Here is a 24,104-nt window from a genome sequence, read left to right as displayed (position 1 = left end):
TCTCCAGATTCAAAGCCGCTGAGAGCCGATGCTCAGCGGACGATCGCAATTTTCTTCTGCAGGCGTTTCACCAGCTGGGACAGCGCAAAGCAGATCACGAAGTAGACCACCGCGGCGGCCAGGTAGGCCTCGACCGGACGACCCATGGTCTTGCCCGCGGTCTCGAAGCCCTTGAACAGGTCGTAGGCGCCGATCACGTAGACGAGCGAGGTGTCCTGGAACAGGATGATGGTCTGCGTCAGCAGCACCGGCAGCATGTTGCGGAAAGCCTGGGGCAGGATCACGAAGCGCATGTTCTGCCCATAGCTCAAGCCGATGGCCTGGCCGGCATACACCTGCCCACGCGGGATCGACTGGATGCCGGCCCGCATGATCTCCGAGTAGTAGGCCGCCTCGAACAGCGTGAAGGTCACCAGCGCCGAGCGCTCCGCGCCAATGCCCTCGGGCAGCAGCAGGAAGACCCACAGGATGACCATCAGCAGCGGAATCGACCGCAGGCCGTTGACATAGCCGGCCGAGACCCACTGCAGCGCCTTGACGCTGGACAGTCGCATCATCGCCAGCACCGTGCCCAGCAGGATGCCGCCGATCATCGCCACCAGCGTGAGCTGCAGGCTGAACAGGAAGCCCTTCTGGACGAAGTTGGAGATGAGTTCCCAGTTGTAGAACGAAAGATCGAGATTCATTTACTTCGACCCCCCGACATAGCCGGGCACGCGCACCCGCGACTCGACGAAGGCCATCAGTCGGTTCACCGCGAAGGCAGAGATGACGTAGAACACGGTCACGATCAGGTAGGCCGGCACCTCGGCCGACAGCTCCGCCCCGGCTTGCTGGGCATAGAGCACCATCTCGCCGATGCCGACGGCAAAGGCCACCGAGGAGTTCTTGATGATGTTCATCGCCTCGCTGGTCAGCGGCGGCAGCACGATGCGGAAGGCCATCGGCAGGATCACGTAGCGGTAGGTCTGCGCGCGCGTCAGGCCGATGGCCGAGCCGGCCATGAACTGGCCGCGCGGCAAGGACTGGATGCCCGCCCGCACCTGCTCGGCGATACGCGCCGAGGTGAAGAAACCGAGCGCGAAGACCACCAGCACGAAGGTGTCCAGCTTCTGCAGCGACGGGAACACCACCGGCAGCACCTGATACCAGAGGAACACCTGGATCAGGAGCGGAACATTGCGGAACAATTCGACCCAGGTATTGCTCAGCCATTGCAGCGGCTTGCTCGGCACGGTGCGGAGCGTGCCGACCAGCGATCCGATCAGCAGGGCCAGCACCCATGCACACGCTGCGATGCTCAGCGTCCACCCCCAGGCAGACAGCACCCAGTCGACATAGGTGATGCCGTCCCCGCGGTCTTGCATGAAGGTCTGCCATGTGGATTGCAAATCCATCAAACTCCTCCTCCTCGGACACGCGGCAAACGGTCCTCGGACTGCTCAAGTGATTTCGGACGGCCAGCCGGCTGCCGGTTCATGGGCGGAGCCCACCGTCCTTCAAGAAAAAAAGACCCACCCACGCCAGGCGGGCGGGTCTTTCTCCTGCACGCCTTATTTCTTGGCGTAGCTTTCCATCGGGTTGTCGTTGGGGTTGGCGACCGCCGCCTTCAGTGCCGCGCTCATCGGCACGTTCGGGTTGGTGTTGCGCGGCGGGATCGGCGACTCGAACCACTTCTTGTAGAGCTTCTCGAACTCGCCGCTCTTCATCAGGGCGCGGATCTGGTCGTCCACCGCCTTCTTGAAGGCCGGGTCATCCTTGCGGAACATGATCGCGATCGGCTCGACCGAGAGGGCCTCGCCGGCGACCTTGAAGTCCGCCGGGTTCTTGGAGTTGGCGATGTTGCCGGCCAGGATGTAGTCGTCCATCACGAAGGCGTCGGCACGGCCGGCTTCCAGGATCAGGAAGGAATCGGCGTGGTCCTTGCCGAAGATTTCCTTGAAGTCCAGGCCCGCACCGCGCTCATGCTTGCGCAGGTGCTGCACCGAGGTGGTGCCGGTGGTCGTCACGACGGTCTTGCCGTTGAGCTTGGCGATCGTGTCGATGCCCGACTTCGCGTTCACCGCCATGCGCACTTCGGTCACGAAGGTGGTCAGCGCGAAGCCGACCTGCTGCTGGCGTGCCTGGTTGTTGGTGGTGGAGCCGCACTCGATGTCGACCGTGCCGTTCTGCACCAGCGGGATCCGGTTCTGCGACGTCACCGGGATGTACTCCACGGTGAACTTGTCCAGCTTCAGGTCCTTGCGGATGTTGTTGACGATGACCTCGCACAGGTTCACGTGGAAGCCGGCGTACTTGCCATTGCCCAGGGTGTAGGAGAGCACGCCGGAGGAGTCACGCACTCCCATCACGACCTTGCCGGTCTCCTTGATCTTGTTGAGCGTGTCGGCTTGCGCCGCACCTGCGGCCAGCAGGGCTGCGGCCAGGACGAGCAGAGGCTTCTTCATAGAGGCTCCTATTGGTTGAGCATTGACCCGGCGGGTCTTCAAAGGGTGGCATTCTAGAGACCCGCGTCTACGCAGAACTACGTAGTGCCCGCGGGCTCCGGGGCGCGTCAGCTTGGCATCAGAACGGGACCTGGTCTGTCGGGTATTTCCAGAAGTCCTTCAGCAGGTAGCTCATGGGCAGGTTGAGCGACACATTGCGCGGCGGGATGGGACGCTGGAACCACCGTTCATAGATGGGGTGAATCTCGTGGCTCTGAATCAATCGCTTCATCTCTTCATCGATGATCTTCTTGAACTCGGGATCGTCCTTGGACAGCATGATCGCCAGCGGCTCGATGGTCAGGAACTTGCCCACCACCTTCAGCTTGCCGGGGTCGGGCCGCGAGGAGATCACGCCGTACAGCAGCACGTCGTCCATTGCGAAACCGTCGGCCAGGCCCTTCTCCACCATGTCGGTGGCGCTGGCATGGTCGGCGGCCTCGAGCACGGTGATACGCAAGAGCCGTTCCTTGTTGGCGGCGTCAACCGCGCGCATCGGCGTGGTGCCCTTGGTGGACACCAGCTTCTTGCCCTCGAACTGCGGCAGGTCCTCGATCTTGCTGTCCGAGCGCACCATGTAGCGGGCGCCGGTGATGTAGTGCGGCACCGTGAAGGCCACCGTCTTGCGGCGCTCGGCATTATTGCTGGTCGAACCGCATTCCAGGTCGGCCTTGCCCTCGACGATCATCGGCATGCGATCGGCCGCGCTGGCGAGCACGAAATTGGGCTTGATCGCCTTCAGCTGCAGGTGCTTGCGCACCGCCTCGGCCAGCTTCAGGCAGACATCGACCGCATAGCCCAGCGGCTTCTTGTCCGCATCCACATACGAGAACGGTACCGAGGAATCGCGGTGTGCCAGCGTGATGGTGCCGCTGGCGCGGATGCGCTCCAGCACCGGGCCGGCCTGCGCCGGGGTCAGTTGCAAGAAGGCGGCACTGCCGGCCACCAGAGAAACGCCAGCGGCGCGTGCCCAAGCACTGGAAAACATCGATCTACCCTCACCCACTACAAGAAAACCGCATTCACTGCCCCGGGGGTGCCGAAGGCGCGAACGCTGCAGGCGCCGGTCGCGCCTGCCCTGATCAGCGCTGCGTGATGTCGCGCGCGCCGGGAGTGTCTGCGATCGGAACTCGGCTGGCGAGGTCCCATTTGGCAAACCGTGGGGGTTTCTTGCGTGCGGGAAGGGGCTGCCGCCCACCCGGGCCGCGGCCCGGCGCCCCTGTTTGGGGCGTTGTGCGAACGAGCGTGAAGACGCCGAGGGCCGCTGCCGCGATGCCGGCACCGCGGGCGCAAGGCCGGCAGCAGCAGGTGCGAGTCTGGCAGGCGCGCGGTTCATCGAAGGCTCGGCGGGTCTGGGGCGGGGGTGTCGATTGGCGGCGAACTGTACGGCCGAGGCAAACGCGATGCCAATGCTGTTTCCACGAGACCTTATGCAGGCCCTGCATGACGCCTCAGGGTTAATACCAGAACGGGCGGCCGCGCCGGGCCTCACTCGGCGGCCGAAGCCGGCACCCCCTGACCCTCTCGCCAGCGCTGTTGCAGCAACTCGCGCAGCCCGGCCTCCTCGGCCAGGCGGCCCTGCTCGGTGTCGAGCGACACCAGCCGCCAGCCTCGCCCCTCGGGCCGGGGGTGGAGCAGCAGCGGCCGGCCCTCTACTTGGCCGACCTGCAGCCAGGACAGCACCTGCTCGAGCGCCACCTGGCAGGCCGCGGTGGCGGGCGTCGCGCAGGCCTGCTCGACGCGCGGCACCGGCTGCCTGGGGTGCAGTTCGCGCAGCCGGGCGCCGAGCTGGGCCGCCAGGCGCGGCCGGTTGTCCCGCAGCGGCTGCACGTCGGCACTGGGCAGCAGGTTCAGGCCGGTGCCGGCGTCCAGCCCGTCGCGCGCGAGGTAGAGCTCGCGCACCTCGGGCGGCAGGGGCGCGCCGGTGCGCTGGGCCAGGGCTGCCAGCGCCAGTTCGGAGGCACCTTGCCGCTGCGGGCGGGGGTCGAGCGCGGCGGCCAGGGCGCCGATGTCCAGCGCCCGCAGCCGGGCCTCGGCCGAGGCGTCCGGCCGCGACCCACCTGCCAGGCCGGCGCGGGCCTGCATCAACCCATCCAGTGCGGCCGGCGCGAGCGCCAGTACCGGCACCAGCACGCCCAGCTGCAGCACCGCCAGCGGCAGCAGCTGGGCCGGCCGGCCGTCCTTGGCACGCAGTCGCGCAAGCAGGGCCTCGACCATGGGGATGCGCTGGCTCAGCGCGGCGGCCGGGCACATGCGTTCCAGCAACTGGAAGCACAGCCGGGCGATGGCGCGGGCATCGGGCGGCGGCTGCCGGCGCGCTGCCGCCCGGTAGCGCCGTTCGAAGCGGCTTTGCCGCAGCAGCGCTCGCCAGCCAGGCGCGCGCAGCGCGAGCAAGAGCACCGCCAGTGCGGCGGCCGGCTGCCAGCCCAGGTGCCAGCACCATGCGGCGATAGCGAGCGCACACAGCGCCTCGCAGGCCAGCCGCACCGCTGGGCGGCGGCGGACGTCCACCATCGCCAGCCCTTCGGCTCCCGGCAGGGGCGGCAGCGGCAGCAGGGAAATGCCATTGAGCAGCCACAGCCAGCCAGCCAGCAGCCGCAACGCCGGCAGCTCCGGCGCCGCGACCCAGAGCAGGCCGCCCAGCAGCAGGCCAGGCAGCGCGCCTGCCAGCAGCAGGAGCGTGCGCTCCCTCGGCGCGGGGCGGCGCTCGGCGTCGAAGCCGGGGCCGCCGACCAGGGGCCACAGGCCCAGCTGCGGGTTGCGCTCGCCGCACGCCCGCAAGGCGGCCCAGCGCCCCAGGTCGTGCAGGGCCAGCACCGGCAGCGCCAGCAAGGCCGACAGCGGCCCGCCCACCACCGCGCAGGCGAGCAGCAGCGGCAGGCTGCTGGCGAGGTAAAGCGTCCACTGGACAGCCGGCGCCACTCGGGCCCGCGGCCGTGCCTTGGTCGCCACAAACAGGGCCAGGCTGCGTTCCAGCGGGGCCTGCCGCTCGCGCAGGGTGGCCGGCACGCCGGTGTCGCGCAGCAGCGCGGCCAGCTCGCGGTCGTGGCGCCATTGCCGCCAGGCCAGGTCCAGCAAGCGGCTTGGGGCGAAGGCCAGGGTCTCGCCGTCGGCCGTACACCAGCCGCGCTGGAGAGCCGCCTCCAGCAAGCGCTGCTCGAAGGATTCCAGGCGGGCTTCGATGTCAGCCGCGTCGCCCCACGGCAGGAAGTCGGGCAGGCCTTCGGCATGCATGGCGGCCAGTTGCCGCTCGTACTGGGACCGCACGCTGGCGAACCGCTCCCCGCCCGACTTCAGCACCAGCTGGTGTGGCGGCACCTGCCGCCATGGCCGGTTGCTGGTGGCGACCACCAGGCCTTCCTTCACCTCGGCATACAGCTCCAGCAGGGGCAGGTTCGGCCATTGCGCCCCCGGCGGCCCGGCCAGCTGCGCGATCATCGGATAGTGCCGGTGCCGGTACAGCCGCAGCGGCTGCCACGGGGTGAGGCCGCGTGGCGTGGCGCGCAGCTCGGCGGCATGGCTGGGCACGAAGCCAAGCTCCCGCAATTCGGCATCGATCGGCGCGAACAGGTCCTCCACCGTGGCCTGCAGGCGCGGCGGCCCCGGACGGCGCTGCACGCTCGACGGCAAGCGCCATTCGGCCAGCGCGCGCAGCCGCAACAGCAGCGGCGCGAGCGCGCAGGTGATCACGACGGCTGTCACCAGCCCTGCCCAGCCCATGATGTGTATTCCTCCGGAGCACTGCGCGGCCCCTGGCGTCGCTTGCCGGCTCTGCGGCCGGATGGCGGGCCGGCGGTGCGGCCCGTGGCGCCGATTATCGGCAGCGGCGCGAGCGGCGGCGACCGCCGCCCGCGCACCAGGGCGTCAAGCGTGACGTGTTTCGCGCAGGTAGTCCCACAGCGCCTGCACGCCATGGCGCACGTGCTTGGCGGCCTCGGGCCGCTCGCGGTAGATGCGCACGTCCATCACCACCTCGTGCGAGCCGGCCGGCGCGGCCAGCACCAGGCGGCGGGCCCGCAGCTCCTTCTTCACCGAGCTGGCGGGCAGGAAGGCCAGGCCATGGCCTTCGAGGGCCATCGCCTTCAGGCCCTCGGCCATGTCGGTCTCGTAGATGGCGTCCAGGTTCAGCGGCACTGGCGAACGCTTGGTGATCAGGTCGACCAGCCGGCCCAGGTAGGCACCGGAGGCGTAGCTGAGGAAAGGCACCCGCTCGCTGGGCCGGGCCGGAATGCGGAACAGCGGCTGGCCGTCGGGCCCGGCCTTGGCGTAGGGGGCGAGCGTCTCCTGCCCCAGGCTCAGCATCTCGTAGCGGTCAGGGTTGAGCTGCAATGGCTGCGACGCATGGTGATAGGCGATCAGCAGGTCGCAGCTGCCTTCGGCCATGCGCATCACCGCGTCGTGCACGTTCAGCGCGATCAGCCGGCTCTTCACCGCGCCGAAGCTCTTGCGCAGGCTCATCACCCAGTGCGGGAAGAAGCTGAAGGCCAGCGTGTGCGGCACCGCGAACTCGATCATGTCCTGCCCGGCCGAGCGATGGCCGCGCATCATGTTGCGGGTGGCCTGCAAGGTGCCGAGGATCTCGAGCGCCTGCGCGAGGAAGGTCTCGCCGGCTGGCGTCAACCGGGTGGGGTAGGACGACCGGTCCACCAGGTCGATGCCGACCCAGCCTTCCAGTGCCTGGATGCGCCGCGAGAAGGCCGGTTGCGTGACATGGCGCAATTGCGCGGAACGCGAGAAGCTGCGCGTCTCTGCCAGGCTGACGAAATCTTCTAACCACTTGGTTTCCACGAGCCGGCAGTGTAACTACATGAAGGACTGACCGCATCGGGGGTGCGCCCGCATGCCCATGCACTACGATGCGCAGCGCATCCGTTTTCATCCAAGGAGATCGCATCCATGTCCGACCTGAAAGCCCGCTTCGAGCAAGCCGTCGCCGAATCGAAGTCGCTGCCCGAGAAGCCCGACAACATGACGCTGCTGAAGATCTACGCGCTCTACAAGCAGGCCAGCACCGGTGACGTGGAGGGCGACCGCCCCGGCATGACCGATTTCGTCGGCCGCGCGAAGTGGGATGCCTGGAACACGCTCAAGGGCAAGACCAGCGAGCAGGCCATGCAGGACTACATCGACCTGATCGAATCGCTGAAGTGATGGCCGCGGGCGGCATTCCCCGCCCGCCCGGCATGCCGCAACACCCTCCAGTGCCTGGCTCCATCGTCCCTCTGGTGGCCGGGCACTAGCCCTTGCGCTGCGACGGGCGTTGGCATTCCAGGGCCAGCAATTCGTCGAGCTTGCGCGCCACCCGCGCCTCGACGACCTGCCGGAACCCCGCCAGCAGCCCGCCCAGGCGGGCTTGCAGCACCAGGCGGGCCGGCTCCACGGCCAGCGTGCCCTGCACGCCGTCACGGCTGAAGTACAGCAGGTCGCTCGTCTCGCCTTCCTCGATGCGGCAGGCCATGCCGTACTGCTCCTCGGCATCTTCGGCCCATTGGGCCGCCAGCTCGCGGGCGCGTGCCAGGCCCAGGCCGTGTTCGCGCTGCAGGTGGATCTCTTGGTCGTGGCTCACGGTGCGGAAGCTCCGGTTGATGGCGCCGCCACGGCCGGCAGGCCGAGCGCCTGGCGGCGTTGCTCGCGTGGCAGCTCGGCCAGGCGGCGCACTTCGTCGTAGAAGCGCTGGAAGTCGCCGCCCTGCGCGTCGAACAGGCGCTCGAAGGCCGGCACCAGTTCGTTATAGGCCGCCAGGACGCCCAGCGAAGCGTTGTTGGCTCGCGCAAACCAGCCGTCGTAGCCGGCATAGCCGCCCCAGCGCGCCTGCTTCATCGTGTTGTACTCGGCCCGCATCTGGGCGAACAGCTCGGCCTTGCGGGCCCGCATGGCCTCCGGCGGCAGCGGCTCCTGGTAGAGCGCGGCCAGGCGCTCCCGCCAGGCCAGCGTCAGCGCGCGGAAGTCCTGGCGCCTGGCGTCGAACCGTTCGTATTCCTCGCGCGCGGCCGCGTCGGCATGCTCGGCCAGCCAGCGCTGCCCGCCGATGCGCTCCACCGCGGTGGCGAAGGATTCGTTGAAGGTGGTGTCACCCTTGGCATAGGCGATCTGGTGGGCCAGCTCGTGGAAGATCAGCCGGGCCAGCTCGCCTTCCGGGTAGTGGATGAAGGTGTTGAGCAGCGGGTCGTCGAACCAGCCCAGCGTGGAATACGCCGGCACGCCGTAGACCGACACCTCCAGGCCCTCGGCCCGCAGTTCGGCGGCCACCCGGTCGGCCTCGGCCTTGTCGAAATAGCCCCGGTAGCCGACGCAGCCCACCACCGGGAAGCACCAGGTCTTGAGCTTCAGGCTCAGCTCGGGCGCCGCCACCACGTTCCACACCGCGGCCGGGCGCTGCAGGTCGGCGTAGCGGCGGTAGCTGTCGTTGTCCGGCAGCTTCAGCTCGCTGACGGCGAAGTCGCGCATGCGCTGCGACAGCAGCAGCCGGCTGCGCAGCGGCTCGGTGGTGCCCGCTTCGCCCAGCCATTCGGGCACCGGCCGGGCGCTGTGCATCATCGACAGGTGGCCGCGCATCGACTGCGTGTAGTAGCCGAGGCTGCCGCAGCCGGCCAGCCCCAGCCCGGCCACCGCGGCGAGTCCGGCCACCGTGCCGCCGGCCAGCCAGCGCGCCAGCCGCATCAGGCGCCCTCCTCCGGCCGCACCTCCACCAGCACGTCGTAGAAGCAGGGCGCGCGGCCCAGGTCGGTCAGGCGCTGGTGGGTCAGCTGGTTCACATTGGTGCCGTCGACGCCGAACTTGCGCCACCAGATGCCCAGGCCGTTGACCACGCCGGGCCGCGCCCGCAGCGAGACGCGCGCCGCACAGCGGTGTTCGCCGCGGTCGTTGAAGACGCACACGCGCTGGCCGTCGGCGATGCCGCGGGCAGCGGCGTCGTCGGGGTGGATCTCCAGCAGCGGCTCGCCTTCGATGTCACGCAGGCTCTTGACGTTGACGAAGGACGAGTTGAGGAAGTTGCGCGCCGGCGGCGAGATCATGGCCAGCGGGTAGCGCCGCGCCAGCTCGGGCGTGGAGGCGGCCGACTCGTAGTTGGGCACATGGTCGGGCGTGCCACCGGCGGCCGCCGCGTCGATCTCGCAGCGGCCCGACGCGGTCGGGAAGCCGCCCTCGGCGAACGGGGCCTCCGGCAACGGCAGCTTGACCCAGTGCTGGCGGCGCAGCGTCTGCAGGTCGACATCCCGGCTGAAGGCCGAGGCCGCCAGGCTTTCGTCGCTTTCCTGCAGGCAGGGGTCGTCCAGCCCCATGCGGGCGGCCAGGTCGCGGAAGATCTGGGTGTTCGGCCGCGCCTGGCCGAGCGGCGCGATGGCCGGCTCGTTCAGCAGGGCATAGGTGTGGCCGTAGCTGGTGTGCACGTCGAGGTGCTCCAGCTGGGTGGTGGCGGGCAACACGTAGTCGGCCATGTCGGCGGTGTCGGTCAGGAAATGCTCCAGCACCACGGTGAACAGGTCGTCGCGGGCGAAACCCTGCACCACCTTGGCCGACTCCGGGGCCACCGCCACCGGATTGCTGTTGTAGACCACCAGCGCCTCGATCTTCGGGCCGAAGCCGGGCGAGGCTTCGCGCAGCAGGTCGTCGCCGATGGTGCTCATGTTGATGGTGCGTGGCTGCCGGCCGCGCAGCAGGTCGGGCCGCTGCAGGGCGGCACGGTCCACCGGGAACCAGCCGGAGGCCGACAGCAGCAGGCCGCCGGCGCGATGGCGCCAGGCGCCCACCAGGCAGGGCAGCACCGCGACCAGCCGCACGGCGTTGCCGCCGCCGCGCACCCGCTGCATGCCGTAGTTGAGCCGGATGGCGGCCGGGCGGGTGGTGGCGTAGTCGCGCGCCAGCTGCCGCACCTCGTCGGCGCTGATGCCGCAGACCTCCGCCACCCGCTCGGGCGGCCACTGCAGCGCCCGTTCGCGCAGCGCCGGCCAGCCGGCGGTGTGGCGCTCGATGTAGTCGTGGTCCAGCCAGTCGTTGACAACCAGCTCGTGCATCAGGCCCAGGGCGAGCGCGCCGTCGGTGCCGGGCCGCAGCGCGATGTGCTGGTGGCATTTGTCGGCGGTCTCGGTCTTGCGCGGGTCGATGCAGACCAGCTTGGCGCCGGCCCGCTTGGCCTGCTGCGCCAGGGTCCAGAAATGCAGGTTGGAGGCGATCGAGTTGCTGCCCCAGATCAGGATCAGCCGGCTCTCGGCGAAATGCTCCAGGTGCATGCCGACCTTGCCGCCGTAGGTGGCCAGCAGCGCATCGCCGCCGGCGCTGGCGCAGATGGTGCGGTCCAGCCGGGAGGCGCCCAGGGCGTTGAAGAAGCGGGCGGCGATGCTCTCGCCCTGCAGCAGGCCCATGGTGCCGGCATAGCTGTAGGGCACGATGGCCTCCGGCGCGCGGGCCGCGATGGCGCCCAGCCGCGCCGCGATGTCGCCCAGCGCCTGATCCCAGCTGACCGGCTCGAACTGCCCGCTGCCCTTGGGGCCGACGCGGCGCAGCGGCTGCAGCACCCGGTCCGGGTGGTAGGTGCGCTCCGGATAGCGCGACACCTTCTGGCACAGCGCGCCATGGGTGGGCGGGTGGTCGGGGTCGCCCTGTACCTTGACCGCCCGGCCGTCCTCCACCGTGACGCGAATCGCACAAGTGTCGGGGCAGTCGTGCGGGCAGGCCGCGCGCACCGTGCGCGTGCCGCTCGCAACGCCGGCGGCGAGGGGAAGGACAGGGGTGGACATCGTGGGCCTCTTGCGGGTGGGAACCCCGATTCTTCCACGGCCGGGCGATGGCTGCCCGAGCGGCTGGAATGCTTTTGCTGTGAACTTCCCCCGCCTCGTCCCGGCGGGGCTAAACTGGTTCTCCCCTGCCGCCAGGCCCCCGCCCGACGGCGGCCCCGTCTGGAGTTCCCCCCGATGCAGCTGATCGAATCCATCCTGGCCGAAAGCGCCGAGGTCGCGGCCTTGAGGCGCGACATCCATGCCCACCCGGAGCTCTGCTTCGAAGAACAACGCACCGCCGACGTCATCGCCCGCGCGCTGACGGACTGGGGCATCCCCATCCACCGCGGCCTGGCCAAGACCGGCGTGGTGGGCATCGTCAAGAACGGCAGCTCGAACCGCGCGGTGGGCCTGCGTGCCGACATCGACGCCCTGCCGATGACCGAGCACAACCACTTCCCGCATGCCAGCCGCCACCCGGGCAAGATGCACGCCTGCGGCCACGACGGCCACACCGCGATGCTGCTGGGCGCGGCCCGCCACCTGGCCAAGCACCGCAACTTCGATGGCACCGTCTACCTGCTGTTCCAGCCGGCCGAGGAAGGCGGCGGCGGCGCCCGCGAAATGATCCGCGAGGGCCTGTTCGACCAGTTCCCGATGGAAGCGGTGTTCGGCATGCACAACTGGCCGGGCCTCAAGGTGGGCCAATTCGCGATCAAGAACGGGCCCTGCTTTGCATCGAGCAACGAGTTCAGGATCGTCATCCGCGGCAAGGGCGCGCATGCGGCGATGCCGCACAACGGCATCGACCCGGTGCCGGTGGCCTGCCAGTTGGTACAGGCCTTCCAGACCATCATCACGCGCAACAAGCGGCCCATCGACGCCGGGGTGATCTCGGTCACGATGATCCACACCGGCGAGGCCACCAACGTGGTGCCCGACAGCTGCGAGATCCAGGGCACGGTGCGCACCTTCACGCTGGAGGTGCTCGACCTGATCGAGCGGCGCATGGAGGAGATCGCCCGCCACACCGCCGCGGCCTTCGGCTGCGAGTGCGAGTTCCGCTTCGAGCGCAACTACCCGCCGACCATCAACCACCCGGCCGAGACCGAGCTCGCCCGCCGCGTGATGGCCGACGTGGTGGGAGCCGAGAACGTGCTTGACTTCGAGCCCACCATGGGCGCCGAGGACTTCAGCTACTTCCTGCAGGAGAAGCCGGGCGCCTACTTCCTGATCGGCAACGGCGACGGCACGCACCGCGAGGGCGGCCATGGCATGGGCCCGTGCATGCTGCACAACCCCAGCTACGACTTCAACGACGAGTTGCTGCCGCTCGGCGCCACCCTGTGGGTGCGCATGGCCGAGATGTGGCTGAGCACGCCGCGATGAGCCACCATCCGAGCGAGGGTTACTCGCAAAGCTATGCCGAGGCGAGGCAGAAGTTCCTCACCGCCTGCGAGCAGGCGGGGCTGGACGTGGAGCACCATGTGCATCCCCTGCTGGGCCGCGACGGCGAGACGCTGTCGATGGACGTCTGCCGCCACGGCCCGCGCGATGCCGCCCGGGTGCTCATGATCAGCAGCGCCTGCCATGGCGTGGAGGGCTATGCCGGCTCCGGCATCCAGGTCGCCCTGCTGCACGATGCCGCCTGGCTGCAGGCGGTGCGCGACAGCGGTGTGGCGGTGCTCTACATCCATGGCCTCAACCCCTACGGGTTTTCGTGGTGGCGCCGGGTGACGCAGGAGAACGTCGACCTGAACCGCAACTTCCACGACTTCAGCCGCCCGCTGCCCGACAACCCGGCCTATGCCGAGCTGCATGCGCTGCTGCTGCCGCGCGAATGGCCGCCCACGCCGGAGGTGGAGCAGGCCATTGCCGCCTACCTGGCCGAGCGCGGCGTGGCCGCCTTCCAGTCGGCGGTGTCGCAGGGCCAGCACAGCCACGAGGACGGCCTGTACTACGGCGGCCGCAACCCCACCTGGAGCCACCAGACGCTGCGCGCGGTGCTGCAGGACCACCTGCGCCACACGCAGGAGCTGGCCTGGATCGACCTGCACACCGGCCTCGGCCCGCGCGGGCATGGCGAGCGCATCTTCGCCTCGCGCTACGAGCCGGCCGAGCTGGCCCGGGCACGCGCGTGGTGGGGGCCGCAGGTGACCTCGGTCGACGAGGGCAGTTCCAGCTCGGCGCGCCTGACCGGCACGCTGTGGCCGGTGGTGTTCGACGGCCGACCCGAGCTGCGCTACACCGGCATCGCGCTGGAGTTCGGCACGCTGCCGCTGCTTGATGTCTTCCAGGCCCTGCGGGCCGAGCAATGGCTGGAGAACCACCCCGAAGCCCCGCCGGAACAGGCACGGCAGATCAAGCGCCAGCTGCGCGACGCGTTCTACGTCGATGCCGACGACTGGAAGGCCCAGCTGGTGGCGCAAGGCCGCGAAGCGGCGCTGCAAGCCCTGCAGGGACTGCAGGGCCGGCCGGGAACCGCGCCGTGAGCGAGGCAGCGCAACTGCAATGGTCCGAAGCCGGTGAGGCGCGCAGCGCCCGCTGGCGCTCCGAGGCCGGCGTGCCGCCGCCGCGGCGGGTGCAGGTGGCCGACGACCGCCTGAATGCCGACACCGCCTACCGGCTTGCCTGTGAAGGCACCGGCCTGCTGTGGCGCGGCGATTTCCAGAATGCCCGGCAGCTGCTGCAGGCCCTGGCACGGCGCATCGACCGCAAGCCGCGCAAGCCGGCCGGCTCGCCAGCCGAGGCCTTCCACTTCCATCGCCAGGCGCAGGCCCAGCGGGCACGCACGCTGGGCATGGTGCTGATCCCTTTCGACGCCGACCACCACGTGCCGCTGCGCCGTGCGCCCGACGTGGCGGCGGCCTGCCAGGAAGCCTATGGTGGGTCCGACGAGCCATACGTCGCGTCGCTGCGCGAGCTGCTCGGGCTGATCGGCGCGCACGAGTGGCGCAAGAAGGGCGTCGAGATTGCGGCACTGCGTGGCCGCATCCACCCGCACTACGGCGTGTTCTCGCCGGTGCGCGGCGAGTACGTGGACCTGGTGGCGCGCGCCCCGCTGCCGCCCGGCACGACACTGGCCTTCGACATCGGCACCGGCACCGGCGTGCTGTCGGCCGTGCTGGCACAGCGCGGCGTCGAGCGCATCGTGGCCACCGACATGGACGTCCGGGCGCTGGCCTGCGCCGGCGACAACGTCGCCCGCCTGGGGCTTGCCCCGCGTGTGGCGCTGCAGCAGGCCGATCTCTTCCCGGAAGGCCGGGCCCCGCTGGTGGTGTGCAACCCGCCCTGGGTGCCGGCGCGCCCCAGCTCGGCGCTGGAGCATGCGGTCTACGACCCTGACAGCCGCATGCTGCGCGGCTTCCTCGGCGGCCTGGCCGGCCACCTGGCAGCGGGCGGCGAAGGCTGGCTGATCCTGTCGGACCTGGCCGAACATTTGGGCCTGCGCCCGCGTGAGCAGCTGCTGCAGTGGATCGAGGCCGGCGGCCTGCAAGTGGCTGGCCGGCTCGATGCGCGGCCGCAGCATCCGAAGGCCAGCGACCCCGGCGACCCGCTCCACCAGGCGCGTGCCCGCGAGCTCACCTCGCTGTGGCGGCTGAAGGCCCGGGACAGCGCCTGAGCCCCTGCCTGGCTGGCGGCGGCCCGCAACCGGCCCGCCGCCGGGCGGCTCTCAGTCGGCCACCGCCCAGCCGCTGGCGCGCAGGTCCGACTCGACCTGCGCAGCGTCGAGGAACTGCACCGATTGCCAGCCCAGGCTGCGCGCGACCTCGACATTGCCAGCATGGTCGTCGATGAACACGCTGTCGGCCGGCACCAGGCCGAAGCGGCGGGCCGCCTCCTGGAAGATGGCCGGCTCGGGCTTGATCAGCTGCACCCTGGCCGAGAAGATGCCGTCGTCGAACCACTCGAAGAAGGTGTGCTGCCGCTCCAGATGGTCTGCGTAGGGTGCCGGCATGTTCGAGAGGAAGAACAGCCGGTGACCGGCCGCTTTCAGCCGGCGCATCAACGCCACCGTCGGCGCCTGCGGCTCCAGGTGGGCCGGGATGGCGTCCACCACCGCCCTGACCTCTGACGCCGCCAGCCCGGTGCGGGCGGAGATGCGGGCCACCAGCTCGTCCTCGCCCACCGTGCCGCGGTCGAAGCAGGCCCAGTCGCTGCCCACCTCGAAGGACTGGAACAGGCTGGCCGCGATCCCGCGGGCCGCGTCCTCGTGCGGCACCCGCTGCGGCAGCACCTGCTGCAGCAGCTCCAGCGGCCGCCAGCGAAACACCACGCCGGCGAAGTCGAATACCACGCCGCGGCTCATGCGCGGACCTTCTTCAGCAGCCCGGCCGTCGAGCTGTCCAGGCCCGCCGTGTCGCCCGAGGCCAGGCGCGGCAGCAAGTCGTTGCACAAGGCCTTGCCCAGCTCCACGCCCCACTGGTCGAAGCTGTTGATGCCCCACAGCACGCCGCTGGTGAAAACGCGGTGCTCGTAGAGCGCAATCAGCGCGCCCAGGCTGCGCGGCGTCAGCTGCTCCAGCAGCAGCGTGGTGCTGGGGCGGTTGCCGGGGAAGGTGCGGTGGCGTGCCAGCGTCTGGGCATCCAGCGTGGCAGAGGCGGTCGGCGCCTTCTCGCCACGTGCCTGCTCAGTCGTCTTGCCCAGCATCAGGGCCTGGGCCTGGGCCAGGCCGTTGGCCAGCAGCTTGGCCTGCAGGTCGGCATGGCCATGCGTCGGCCGCTTGACCAGGATGAACTCGACCGGGATGACGTCCGTGCCCTGGTGCAGCATCTGGAAGTAGGCATGCTGCCCATTGGTGCCCGGCTCGCCCCACACCACCGGCGAGGTGGCGAAAGGCAGTGCCTCGCCGTCCAGGTCGACGCACTTGCCGTTGCTTTCCATCTCCAGCTGCTGCAGGTAGGCCGGCAGGCGCTTCAGGCCCTGGTGGTAGGGCGCGACGCTGCGGCTGCCGAAACCGTGGAAGTTGCGGTACCAGACGTCCAGCAGGCCCAGCAGGGCCGGCAGGTTCTGCGGCAGCGGGGCTTCGGCGAAGTGGCGGTCCATCGCATGCGCACCGGCCAGCAGTTCGCGGAAGTGCTCCGCACCCACGGCCAGCGCGATCGGCAAGCCGATGGCCGACCACAGCGAATAGCGCCCGCCCACCCAGTCCCAGAAGCCGAAGGTGGTGTCGATGCCGAATTCCGCGGCCGCCTTGACGTTGGTGGTGGTGCCGACGAAGTGGCGCCGCGTGTCGGTGCCGCCGTGCTGCAGGAACCAGGCCTTGGCGACCTGCGCGTTGGCCATCGTCTCCTGGGTCGTGAAGGTCTTGGAGGCGATGATGAACAGCGTCTCCTCCGGCTTGAGCCGGCGTAGCACCGGCGCGATGTCGTGGCCGTCGACATTGGAGACGAAGTGGAAGGTCAGCCCCGGGTGCACGAAGGCGTCGAGCGCCGGCACCACCATCTGCGGGCCCAGGTCGGAGCCGCCGATGCCGATGTTGACGATGTGCCGGATGCCGCTGCGGGCCGTGTCGCGCACGTCCTCGGCGAAGGCCAGCATGCGGTCGAGCACCTCGTGCACCTCGTCGCTGAACGGGCCCTGCCCCTGCGGCGCGCGCAAGGCGGTGTGCAGCACCGCACGGCCTTCGGTGTGGTTGATCGGCTCGCCGGCCAGCATCGCGTCGCGCCGGGCTTCCAGGCCGCATTCACGGGCCAGCTCGCACAGCAGCTTGACGGTGGCGAGGTCGAGGCGGTTCTTGGACAGGTCGGCAAAGACCTCCGGCGCCTGCAGGCTCAGGCTGTCGAAGCGGCCCGGGTCGCGGGCGAAAGCCTCGCGCAGGTCGAAGTCGCGGCCGTGGGCCTGGAAGTGTCCCTGGAGCGCGGCCCAGGCAGTGGTCCGGTCGCAGCGAGGTGCAGTCGGCATGGGGATGGATCTCCGGTGGTTCGGGCGCACCGGCCCGGGCGCGGCCCGCCGGGGGCCGCGTCACCGGGCGGTGCGCCGGTTCGCCCTGCTCAGAGGGCCTGGATCATGGCTTCGAGCTTGACCGCGTCGGCGGCGAAGGCGCGGATGCCTTCGGCCAGCTTCTCGGTCGCCATCGCGTCCTCGTTCAGCGCGAAGCGGAAGCAGGACTCGTTGTAGCTCACGAATTTGACAGGCGCGCTCCGGGCGGCGGCCGCGTCCAGCCGGCGCTCCACCGGCGCGTCGCTCGCCTGCAGCTGGGCCAGCAGCTCGGGGCTGATGGTCAGCAGGTCGCAACCGGCCAGCGCAGTGATCTGGCCGGCATTGCGGAAGCTGGCGCCCATCACCTCGGTCTCGATGCCGAAGTGCTTGTAGTAGTTGTAGATCTGGGTGACCGACTTGACGCCCGGATCGTTCACGCCGGCATTGGCCTGCTCGTCCCAGGAGGCGCCGGCCGACTTCTTGTACCAGTCGTAGATGCGGCCGACGAAGGGCGAGATCAGACGCACGCCGGCTTCGCCGCAGGCCACCGCCTGGCAGAAGGCGAAGAGCAGCGTCAGGTTGCAATGGATGCCCTGGTGCTCCAGTGCCTTGGCCGCCTGGATGCCCTCCCAGGTGGAGGCGATCTTGATCAGCACCCGGTCACGGCCAATGCCGGCTTCCTCGTACCAGCCCATGATGCGCTCGGCCCGCGCGATGGTGGCGGCGGTGTCGAAGCTCAGGCGGGCGTCGACCTCGGTGGAGACCCGGCCCGGCACGACCTTCAGGATCTCCAGGCCGAAGCGCACCAGCAGGCGGTCGACCACCTCGTCCATCGGCTCGCCGGCATGCGCGGCCACGGTGTCCTTCAGCAACGGCAGGTAGTCGGCCTGCTGCACCGCCTTCAGGATCAGGGAGGGGTTGGTGGTCGCGTCGCGCGGGGCGAATTGCGCGAGCTGCCGGAAGTTGCCGGTGTCGGCCACCACGGTGGTGTACTGCTTGAGGGAGTCGAGGGAAGTCATGCTGTATCCAGAATCGGTACGCGAAAGAGCCATTGTCGCGCCCCCGCGCGGCACCCCGGCGACAGCGCGCGACCGGGGCCCTCGGGTGCGGGCCACAGGGCCGGGCTTGCATAGTAACAAGGTTACCCGGTAACCTTTTCGTAACTCGACCGCCGGCCGTCCGCGCCCGCCCGGCCGGTGCCAGCGTCCTCGATTGACGCTGCCGCCGATTGCCGGCATCATCCGCTGAAACTTTATTACACGCCCCTTCCCCTCCGGCCCGCATCAGCGGGGCGGGTCTGCGGCGAGATCCGCGTTCCTCATCGGTTACCGACTTTCACCATGTCCTTCGACCTCGTCTTCTTCGGCGGCACCGGCGACCTCACCTGGCGCAAGCTGATGCCGGCCCTCTTCCAGGCGTTTCGCCATGGCAAGCTGCCGTCCGGCGGCCGCATCCTGGCGGTGGCTCGCGACGACCAGTCCGACGAGCAGTACCGGCAATGGCTGAAGGACCGTTTCCAGGACGTCGACACGCCCAAGCGGCCCACTGACGAAGAGTTCGCCCGCTTCGCGGAGCTGCTGTTCTACCGCCGCATGGACCTGTCGCAGCCCGAGCACTATCAGCGCCTCAAGAGCTGGCTGGACGAGCGCAATGCCGACACCGCGGTGCTCTACCTGGCCACCAGCCCGCACCTTTTCCCGGTGATCTGCGAGCAGCTCGGCGCTGCCGGCCTCAACGGGCCGCAGGTGCGGGTGGTGCTCGAGAAGCCGCTCGGCCACGACCTGCAGAGCGCGCAGGAGATCAACCGGGTGGTGCGCTCGGTGTTCCAGGAGAACCAGGCCTTCCGCATCGACCACTACCTGGGCAAGCCCTCGGTGCAGAACCTGTCGGCGCTGCGCTTCGGCAACGCGCTGTTCGAGCCGCTGTGGCGCCGCGAGAGCATCGCCAACATCCAGATCACCCTGGCCGAGAGCCTGGGGGTGGGCACCCGCGGCGACTTCTACGACCGCACCGGCGCCCTGCGCGACATGATTCAGAACCATGCGCTGCAGCTGCTGACCATGATCGCGATGGAGCCGCCTTCCAGCGCCGACGCCGATGCCATCCGCGACGAGAAGCTGAAGGTGCTGCGCTCGCTCAAGCCCTTCACCGCCGAGAGCGTGCGGCGCGACGTGGTGCGCGGCCAATACCGGGCCGGCACGGTCGACGGCAAGGCGGTGGTGGGCTACCTCGACGAGGCCAAGGTGCCGTCCGGCAGCCACACCGAGACCTTCGTGGCGCTGCGCACCGAGGTGCAGAACTGGCGCTGGGCCGGCGTGCCCTTCTACCTGCGCACCGGCAAGCGCCTGGCGGCGCGCGATGCGGAGATCGTCGTCAACTTCCGCCCGGCGCCGCACAGCATCTTCCCCGGCGGCAGCAGCCAGTCCAACAAGCTGGTCATCAAGCTGCAGCCGGAAGACGGGCTGGAGCTGCACCTGCTGGCCGCCAAGGGCACCGGCCAGAGCGAAGCGCTGTCGCCGGTCTTCCTGGACCTGGACTTCGACAAGGCCTTCCCGAGCGAGCGGGTCGGCGCCTACGAACGGCTGCTGCTGGACGCCATTGCCGGCCGGCTCAACCTGTTCGTGCGCTCCGACGAACAGGAACAGGCCTGGCGCTGGGTCGAGCCCATCCTGGACACCTGGGAAGCCGACGGCAGCAATGGCCTGCGCAGCTATCCGGCGGGCAGCTGGGGCCCGGCCGCGGCCAGCGCACTGGTCGCGCGCGACGGCTACAGCTGGTCGGAAGAGCAATGACGGTGCCCCCCGCCGCGGCGCAGCGCTGAGGAAGAGAAGGCATCATCATGCTCGACCGCATCAAGGCGTCCATTCCTGCCCTGCCGCCGGCCGAACAGCGGGTGGCCAAGCTCGTGCTGGCCGACCCGCGCAGCTTCGCCAGCCTGCCGGTGGCCGAGCTGGCCGAGCGGGCGCATGTCAGCAAGCCCACCGTCGTGCGCTTCTGCCGCAGCGTGGGCTATGACGGCCTGGCCGACTTCAAGCTCAAGCTGGCCGGCAGCGTCAACGAAGGCGTGCCCTTCGTGCACCGCTCGGTGGACGAGGACGACAAGCCGGCCGACATCATCGTCAAGGTGATCGACAACACCGTCTCGGCCCTGCTGAAGTTCCGCAACGATGCCGCCAGCCATGCCTTTGACCGGGCGATGGACGCGCTCGCCCAGGCCGGCCGTGACGGCCGCCGCATCGAGTTCTACGGCGTCGGCAACTCCGGCATCGTGGCGCAGGACGCGCAGCACAAATTCTTCCGCCTGGGCGTCAACGCGGTGGCCTACAGCGACGGCCATGTGCAGGTGATGAGCGCCACCATGCTGCAGCCGGGCGACTGCGCGGTCATCATCAGCAATTCCGGCCGCAGCCGCGACCTGCTCGACGCCGCCGAGATCGCGCGCAAGAAGGGCGCCACCACCATCGTCATCACCGCCAGCGGCTCGCCGCTGACCCAGCATGCGCAGATCCTGCTGGCGGCCGACCATCCGGAAGACTACGACCGCTACAGCCCGATGGTGTCACGCTTGCTGCACCTGATGATCATCGACATCCTGACCACCGGCGTGGCGCTGCGGCTGGGCGAGCACCTGCGACCGCTGCTGCAGGAGATCAAGCGCAACCTGCGCGCCAAGCGCTACGCCCACCCGGCCGAGTGAACGCAGGCGCGGCGCGCAGGCAAAGAAAAACGGCTCCGAGGAGCCGTTTTTTTCGTCAAGCAGCAGCGCACGTGGCGCGGCGAGTCAGGCCGCGGCCACCTCCACCGGCAGCAGCTCCGCGATGCCGTAGAGCCCGGCCAGCTTCTTCAGCTGCAGTGGCATCTGGCGCACCTCGCAGCGCTTGCCTTCGGCACTCGCCTGCCGCTGGCATTCGAGCAGCACGGCCAGCGCCGACGAGTCGAAGTGCTGCAGGCCGGCCGCGTCGATCACCAGGGTGTCACCCGAGGACCGCAGGCCCTGCTCCAGCAGGCGCAAGGTGTCGGCCGCCTCGCGGACGGTGAGCGTGGACGGCAGCAACAGCACCGGCTGCCTTCCTCAGCCGCGCGAGCCGGCCGACTTGTTCCGCTCGGCCAGCTTGCTGATCAGGCCGTCAATGCCGCCCTGGCTGATTTCCTGGGCGAAGCTGTTGCGGTAGTTCTCGACCAGCCAGACGCCCAGCACGTTGACGTCGTAGATCTTCCAGCCGTCCGCGGTCTTCTCCAGGCGGTAGTCCATCTGCACCGGATCACCCTTGCCGCGCACCTCGCTGCGCACGATCACTTCCTTGTCCTCGGGCGACGCACGCATCGGCTTCATCACCACCCGCTGGTCCTTGACCTGTGCCAGCGCGCCGGCATAGGTGCGCACCAGCAGTTGCTTGAACTCGGTCTGCAGGCGCTGCTTCTGCTCCGCCGAGGCCTGGCGCCAGTAACGGCCGACCGCGGAGGCCGTCATGCGTTCGAAATCCACATGCGGCATGATCTTCGAATCGACCAGCGTGATGACGCGCTGCACGTCGCCCTGCTGGATGGCCTTGTCCTCGCGGGCCGCATCCATCACTTCGGTGGAGACTTCCTTCACCAGGGCATCCGGCGCCTGCTGCGCCCATGCCGGTGCGGTCACGGCCATCAGCATGCTGAGGCAGGCGGTGGCGAAACTACGACGGATCATTGCTTTCCTTTCGGGGCGGTCAAGCCGCCATTTTTTCATCGACTCCGCTGTCAGACCCGTGACGCGGAAATTGGTTCTTGTGGTAGGCCGCCGGCCAAGCGCCGCCATCGTTTCGATGTGAAACGTCGGCGCGGGCTGCACCGCCCTTACTGGCTCGCGGCCGAAGCCGGCGGCTCCGCCGCAGCCGGCACGTCCGGCTGCGGGGTCGCGGCGCCCGGCTCCTCGCCATCGGTGCCGTCCTCGCGCGGCTCCTCGGTGGCGGGCGGGTCACCGTCGTACACCAGGCTCTGGCGCCGCTGCAGGTAGGCGTCGCGCACGAACAGGTAGGGGTCGAGCGCGGCATCGTCCAGCATGCCGGTGGCACCCAGCAGGTTGGCGCGGGCATCGACCACGCGCAGCGCGAGCGCGCCGTAGGCCGTGGTCGCGTCATGCCGGAAGGGCCAGCTCTCGGCCCTCGCGTCCAGCGGCAGCGCCGCCGTGTCGCGCACGGTGGACGGCCCGAGCAGGGGCAGCACGAGGTAGGGGCCGGCGCCCACGCCCCAGCGGCCCAGCGTCTGGCCGAAGTCCTCATCCTCGGCCTCGATGCCGGCCTCGGTCGCGATGTCGAGCACGCCGCCCAGGCCGAACAGGGTGTTCAGCCCGAAGCGCATCGTGTTCTTCAGGCCAGTCTCCAGCTTGAACTGCAGGAAGCCGTTGACGGCCGACCAGGCATCGCCCAGGTTGGAGAAGAAGTTGCCCACCCCGGTGCGCACCGGGCTCGGCACCACGTCCCGGTACTTGACGGCCACCGGCTCCAGCACCGCTTCGTCCACCGCCTCGTTGAAGGCGTAGATCTTGCGGTTCATCGGCTCGAGCGGATCGCGCGGGTTGTTGGTGGCGCAACCCAGCAGCAGCGCCGCGGCCGCCAGCGTCACGCCCAGGCGCATGCGCGGGACGCGCGGGACAAGGGGGACGGGCGGCTGCTTCATGGCTTGTTGGCTCCAGACTGGGCGCCGGGACCGTCCGCGGCGCGGTTGTACAGGAATTGGCCGATCAGGTTTTCCAGCACCACCGCCGACTGCGTCTGGGTGATGACGTCGCCCTGAGCCAGCGTGGCCTCCTCGGCGCCGGGCTCCAGGCCCAGGTACTGCTCGCCGAGCAGGCCGGAGGTGAGGATCTTGGCCGAGCTGTCCTTCGGGAAGGCGAAGCGGCGCTCGAGTTCCAGCCGCACGCGCGCCTGGTAGGTCTTGTCATCGAAGGTGATGGATTCGACCCGGCCGACCACCACGCCTGCGCTCTTGACCGGCGCCCGCGGCTTCAGGCCGCCGATGTTGTCGAAGCGCGCGTCGACCACATAGGTGTCCTCGAAGGACACGCTGAGCAGGTTGGCCGCCTGCAGGGCCAGGAACACGATGGCGCCCGCACCCAGCATCACGAACAGGCCGACCCACAGGTCATGGCGAGACTTTTGCATCGTCCACTCCTCGGCCGCCGCGGCTCGCAGCGGCCTTTCCTTTATACATTCGTCAAATCGAGAACATCAGCGCGGTCAGCACGAAGTCGAGTGCCAACACCGACAACGAAGCCATCACGACCGTGCGCGTGGTAGCGCGGGACACGCCTTCGGGCGTCGGCTTGCATTCAAAGCCCTGCAGCAGCGCCACGAAGGTCACCGTGACGCCGAACACCAGGCTCTTGACGATGCCGTTGCCGACATCGGTCCAGACATCGACACCGCTCTGCATCTGGGACCAGAAGGCGCCCGGGTCCACGCCGATCATCAGCACCCCCACCACCCAGCCGCCGATGATGCCGACCGCGCTGAACACCGCGGCAAGCAAGGGCATTGCAATGACACCGGCCCAGAACCGCGGCGCAAGCACCCGCAACACCGGGTCGACCGCCATCATTTCCATCGCCGCCAGCTGCTCGCCGGCCTTCATCAGGCCGATTTCCGCCGTGAGCGAGGTGCCGGCACGGCCGGCGAACAGCAGGGCCGACACCACCGGCCCCAGCTCACGCACCAGCGACAGGGCGACCAGCAGGCCGAGCGCCTGCTCGGCGCCGTAGCGCTGCAGCGTGTAGTAGCCCTGCAGCCCGAGCACGAAGCCGACGAACAGGCCCGACACGCCGATGATCGCCAGCGAGTAGTTGCCGAGGAAATGCAGCTGGTCCACCACCAGCCGGCCACGGGCAAAGACCCGCCCGGCCAGCAGCACCAGCTGGCCCAGCAGCCGGGCCGAATAGCCGACGTCGGCCAGCTTGCCGCGCACGGCCGCGCCGACCCGCCGGGGATGCAGGAAGCCGAGCATC

General features: G+C 69.4%; 23 protein-coding genes. 6 read left to right on the top strand and 17 right to left on the bottom strand.

The genetic code is table 11. From position 1 onward, the window contains the following. Positions 1–32: 32 nt before the first annotated feature. The 6 genes from N7L95_RS19415 to N7L95_RS19390 all read right to left on the bottom strand — a co-directional run bounded on the left by N7L95_RS19415 (position 33) and on the right by N7L95_RS19390 (position 7,274). Entirely contained in the window at positions 33–686 is a 654-nt protein-coding gene (locus N7L95_RS19415) for an amino acid ABC transporter permease (protein ID WP_301256899.1), read from the bottom strand. After that, the gene (locus N7L95_RS19410; RefSeq protein ID WP_435870106.1) at positions 687–1,391 is read right to left on the bottom strand and encodes an amino acid ABC transporter permease; all 705 of its coding nucleotides are present in this window, start codon (positions 1,389–1,391) and stop codon (positions 687–689) included. A gap of 162 nt (positions 1,392–1,553) precedes the next feature. Then, entirely contained in the window at positions 1,554–2,447 is an 894-nt protein-coding gene (locus tag N7L95_RS19405) for an amino acid ABC transporter substrate-binding protein (RefSeq protein ID WP_301256897.1), read from the bottom strand. A 118-nt stretch (positions 2,448–2,565) separates the two neighbouring features. Then, complete coding sequence (locus N7L95_RS19400) at positions 2,566–3,474, bottom strand: amino acid ABC transporter substrate-binding protein (protein ID WP_301256896.1); 909 nt, start codon at positions 3,472–3,474, stop codon at positions 2,566–2,568. Between the two features lie 500 nt (positions 3,475–3,974). Beyond that, positions 3,975–6,206: a hypothetical protein gene (locus N7L95_RS19395; protein WP_301256895.1), complete on the bottom strand. Its 2,232-nt coding sequence runs from the start codon at positions 6,204–6,206 to the stop codon at positions 3,975–3,977. A gap of 144 nt (positions 6,207–6,350) precedes the next feature. After that, positions 6,351–7,274 (bottom strand): LysR substrate-binding domain-containing protein, encoded by a 924-nt coding sequence (locus N7L95_RS19390; protein WP_301256894.1) that lies wholly within the window; start codon positions 7,272–7,274, stop codon positions 6,351–6,353. A gap of 108 nt (positions 7,275–7,382) precedes the next feature. Here N7L95_RS19390 and N7L95_RS19385 point away from each other — a divergent pair, with 108 nt between their 5' ends. Further along, on the top strand, positions 7,383–7,637 hold the full coding sequence (locus tag N7L95_RS19385; RefSeq protein WP_301256893.1) for an acyl-CoA-binding protein: 255 nt from the start codon (positions 7,383–7,385) through the stop codon (positions 7,635–7,637). 85 nt (positions 7,638–7,722) lie between these two features. Here N7L95_RS19385 and N7L95_RS19380 read toward each other — a convergent pair whose 3' ends face one another. The 3 genes from N7L95_RS19380 to N7L95_RS19370 are packed head-to-tail and all read right to left on the bottom strand — an operon-like array spanning position 7,723 to position 11,224. After that, a complete protein-coding gene (locus N7L95_RS19380) occupies positions 7,723–8,052 on the bottom strand; it encodes a polyhydroxyalkanoic acid system family protein (protein ID WP_301256892.1) in 330 nt (109 codons plus the stop codon). Beyond that, positions 8,049–9,146 carry an aminopeptidase gene (locus N7L95_RS19375; protein WP_301256891.1) on the bottom strand — a complete coding sequence of 366 codons (1,098 nt, stop codon included), beginning with the start codon at positions 9,144–9,146 and terminating at the stop codon, positions 8,049–8,051. The genes N7L95_RS19380 and N7L95_RS19375 overlap by 4 nt, the downstream gene beginning before the upstream one ends. Continuing rightward, on the bottom strand, positions 9,146–11,224 hold the full coding sequence (locus N7L95_RS19370; RefSeq protein ID WP_301256890.1) for a molybdopterin-containing oxidoreductase family protein: 2,079 nt from the start codon (positions 11,222–11,224) through the stop codon (positions 9,146–9,148). Before N7L95_RS19370 ends, N7L95_RS19375 begins: the two co-directional genes overlap by 1 nt. A gap of 174 nt (positions 11,225–11,398) precedes the next feature. Between N7L95_RS19370 and N7L95_RS19365 the strand changes: the two genes are divergently transcribed. The 3 genes from N7L95_RS19365 to N7L95_RS19355 are packed head-to-tail and all read left to right on the top strand — an operon-like array spanning position 11,399 to position 14,825. Further along, positions 11,399–12,592 carry a M20 aminoacylase family protein gene (locus tag N7L95_RS19365; RefSeq protein ID WP_301256889.1) on the top strand — a complete coding sequence of 398 codons (1,194 nt, stop codon included), beginning with the start codon at positions 11,399–11,401 and terminating at the stop codon, positions 12,590–12,592. Continuing rightward, positions 12,589–13,695: a M14 family metallopeptidase gene (locus N7L95_RS19360; RefSeq protein WP_301256888.1), complete on the top strand. Its 1,107-nt coding sequence runs from the start codon at positions 12,589–12,591 to the stop codon at positions 13,693–13,695. Before N7L95_RS19365 ends, N7L95_RS19360 begins: the two co-directional genes overlap by 4 nt. Next, the gene (locus N7L95_RS19355) at positions 13,692–14,825 is read left to right on the top strand and encodes a methyltransferase (RefSeq protein WP_301256887.1); all 1,134 of its coding nucleotides are present in this window, start codon (positions 13,692–13,694) and stop codon (positions 14,823–14,825) included. The genes N7L95_RS19360 and N7L95_RS19355 overlap by 4 nt, the downstream gene beginning before the upstream one ends. 51 nt (positions 14,826–14,876) lie before the next feature. On the opposite strand, the gene N7L95_RS19350 is transcribed toward N7L95_RS19355, so the two are convergent. From N7L95_RS19350 to tal, 3 genes are all read right to left on the bottom strand, one after another. Continuing rightward, positions 14,877–15,512 carry an HAD family hydrolase gene (locus N7L95_RS19350; RefSeq protein WP_301256886.1) on the bottom strand — a complete coding sequence of 212 codons (636 nt, stop codon included), beginning with the start codon at positions 15,510–15,512 and terminating at the stop codon, positions 14,877–14,879. Then, on the bottom strand, positions 15,509–17,107 hold the full coding sequence (pgi, locus tag N7L95_RS19345; RefSeq protein WP_301256885.1) for a glucose-6-phosphate isomerase: 1,599 nt from the start codon (positions 17,105–17,107) through the stop codon (positions 15,509–15,511). The genes N7L95_RS19350 and pgi overlap by 4 nt, the downstream gene beginning before the upstream one ends. Before the next feature lie 89 nt (positions 17,108–17,196). Continuing rightward, positions 17,197–18,144, bottom strand: coding sequence for a transaldolase (gene tal / locus N7L95_RS19340; protein ID WP_301256884.1), 948 nt, complete (start codon positions 18,142–18,144; stop codon positions 17,197–17,199). Between the two features lie 321 nt (positions 18,145–18,465). Here tal and zwf point away from each other — a divergent pair, with 321 nt between their 5' ends. Both zwf and N7L95_RS19330 read left to right on the top strand, forming a co-directional pair. Continuing rightward, positions 18,466–19,917 carry a glucose-6-phosphate dehydrogenase gene (gene zwf, locus N7L95_RS19335; protein WP_301256883.1) on the top strand — a complete coding sequence of 484 codons (1,452 nt, stop codon included), beginning with the start codon at positions 18,466–18,468 and terminating at the stop codon, positions 19,915–19,917. A gap of 47 nt (positions 19,918–19,964) precedes the next feature. Further along, on the top strand, positions 19,965–20,822 hold the full coding sequence (locus N7L95_RS19330; RefSeq protein WP_301256882.1) for a MurR/RpiR family transcriptional regulator: 858 nt from the start codon (positions 19,965–19,967) through the stop codon (positions 20,820–20,822). 84 nt (positions 20,823–20,906) lie between these two features. On the opposite strand, the gene N7L95_RS19325 is transcribed toward N7L95_RS19330, so the two are convergent. The 5 genes from N7L95_RS19325 to mlaE all read right to left on the bottom strand — a co-directional run bounded on the left by N7L95_RS19325 (position 20,907) and on the right by mlaE (position 24,103). After that, positions 20,907–21,185, bottom strand: a complete 279-nt coding sequence (locus N7L95_RS19325; protein ID WP_301256881.1) for an STAS domain-containing protein — start codon at positions 21,183–21,185, stop codon at positions 20,907–20,909. Between the two features lie 12 nt (positions 21,186–21,197). Beyond that, complete coding sequence (locus N7L95_RS19320; protein ID WP_301256880.1) at positions 21,198–21,812, bottom strand: MlaC/ttg2D family ABC transporter substrate-binding protein; 615 nt, start codon at positions 21,810–21,812, stop codon at positions 21,198–21,200. Positions 21,813–21,958: 146 nt separating this feature from the next. Continuing rightward, a complete protein-coding gene (locus tag N7L95_RS19315) occupies positions 21,959–22,780 on the bottom strand; it encodes an MlaA family lipoprotein (RefSeq protein ID WP_301256879.1) in 822 nt (273 codons plus the stop codon). Continuing rightward, positions 22,777–23,265 carry an outer membrane lipid asymmetry maintenance protein MlaD gene (mlaD, locus tag N7L95_RS19310; protein ID WP_301256878.1) on the bottom strand — a complete coding sequence of 163 codons (489 nt, stop codon included), beginning with the start codon at positions 23,263–23,265 and terminating at the stop codon, positions 22,777–22,779. Before mlaD ends, N7L95_RS19315 begins: the two co-directional genes overlap by 4 nt. A 52-nt stretch (positions 23,266–23,317) precedes the next feature. Then, entirely contained in the window at positions 23,318–24,103 is a 786-nt protein-coding gene (gene mlaE / locus N7L95_RS19305; RefSeq protein WP_301256877.1) for a lipid asymmetry maintenance ABC transporter permease subunit MlaE, read from the bottom strand. Position 24,104 lies beyond the last annotated feature (1 nt).

The organism is Eleftheria terrae, from assembly GCF_030419005.1.
Taxonomy (GTDB): domain Bacteria; phylum Pseudomonadota; class Gammaproteobacteria; order Burkholderiales; family Burkholderiaceae_C; genus Caldimonas; species Caldimonas terrae.
The sequence above is the reverse complement of the archived record's forward strand: the minus strand, read 5'-3'. Positions and strand labels throughout refer to the sequence as shown.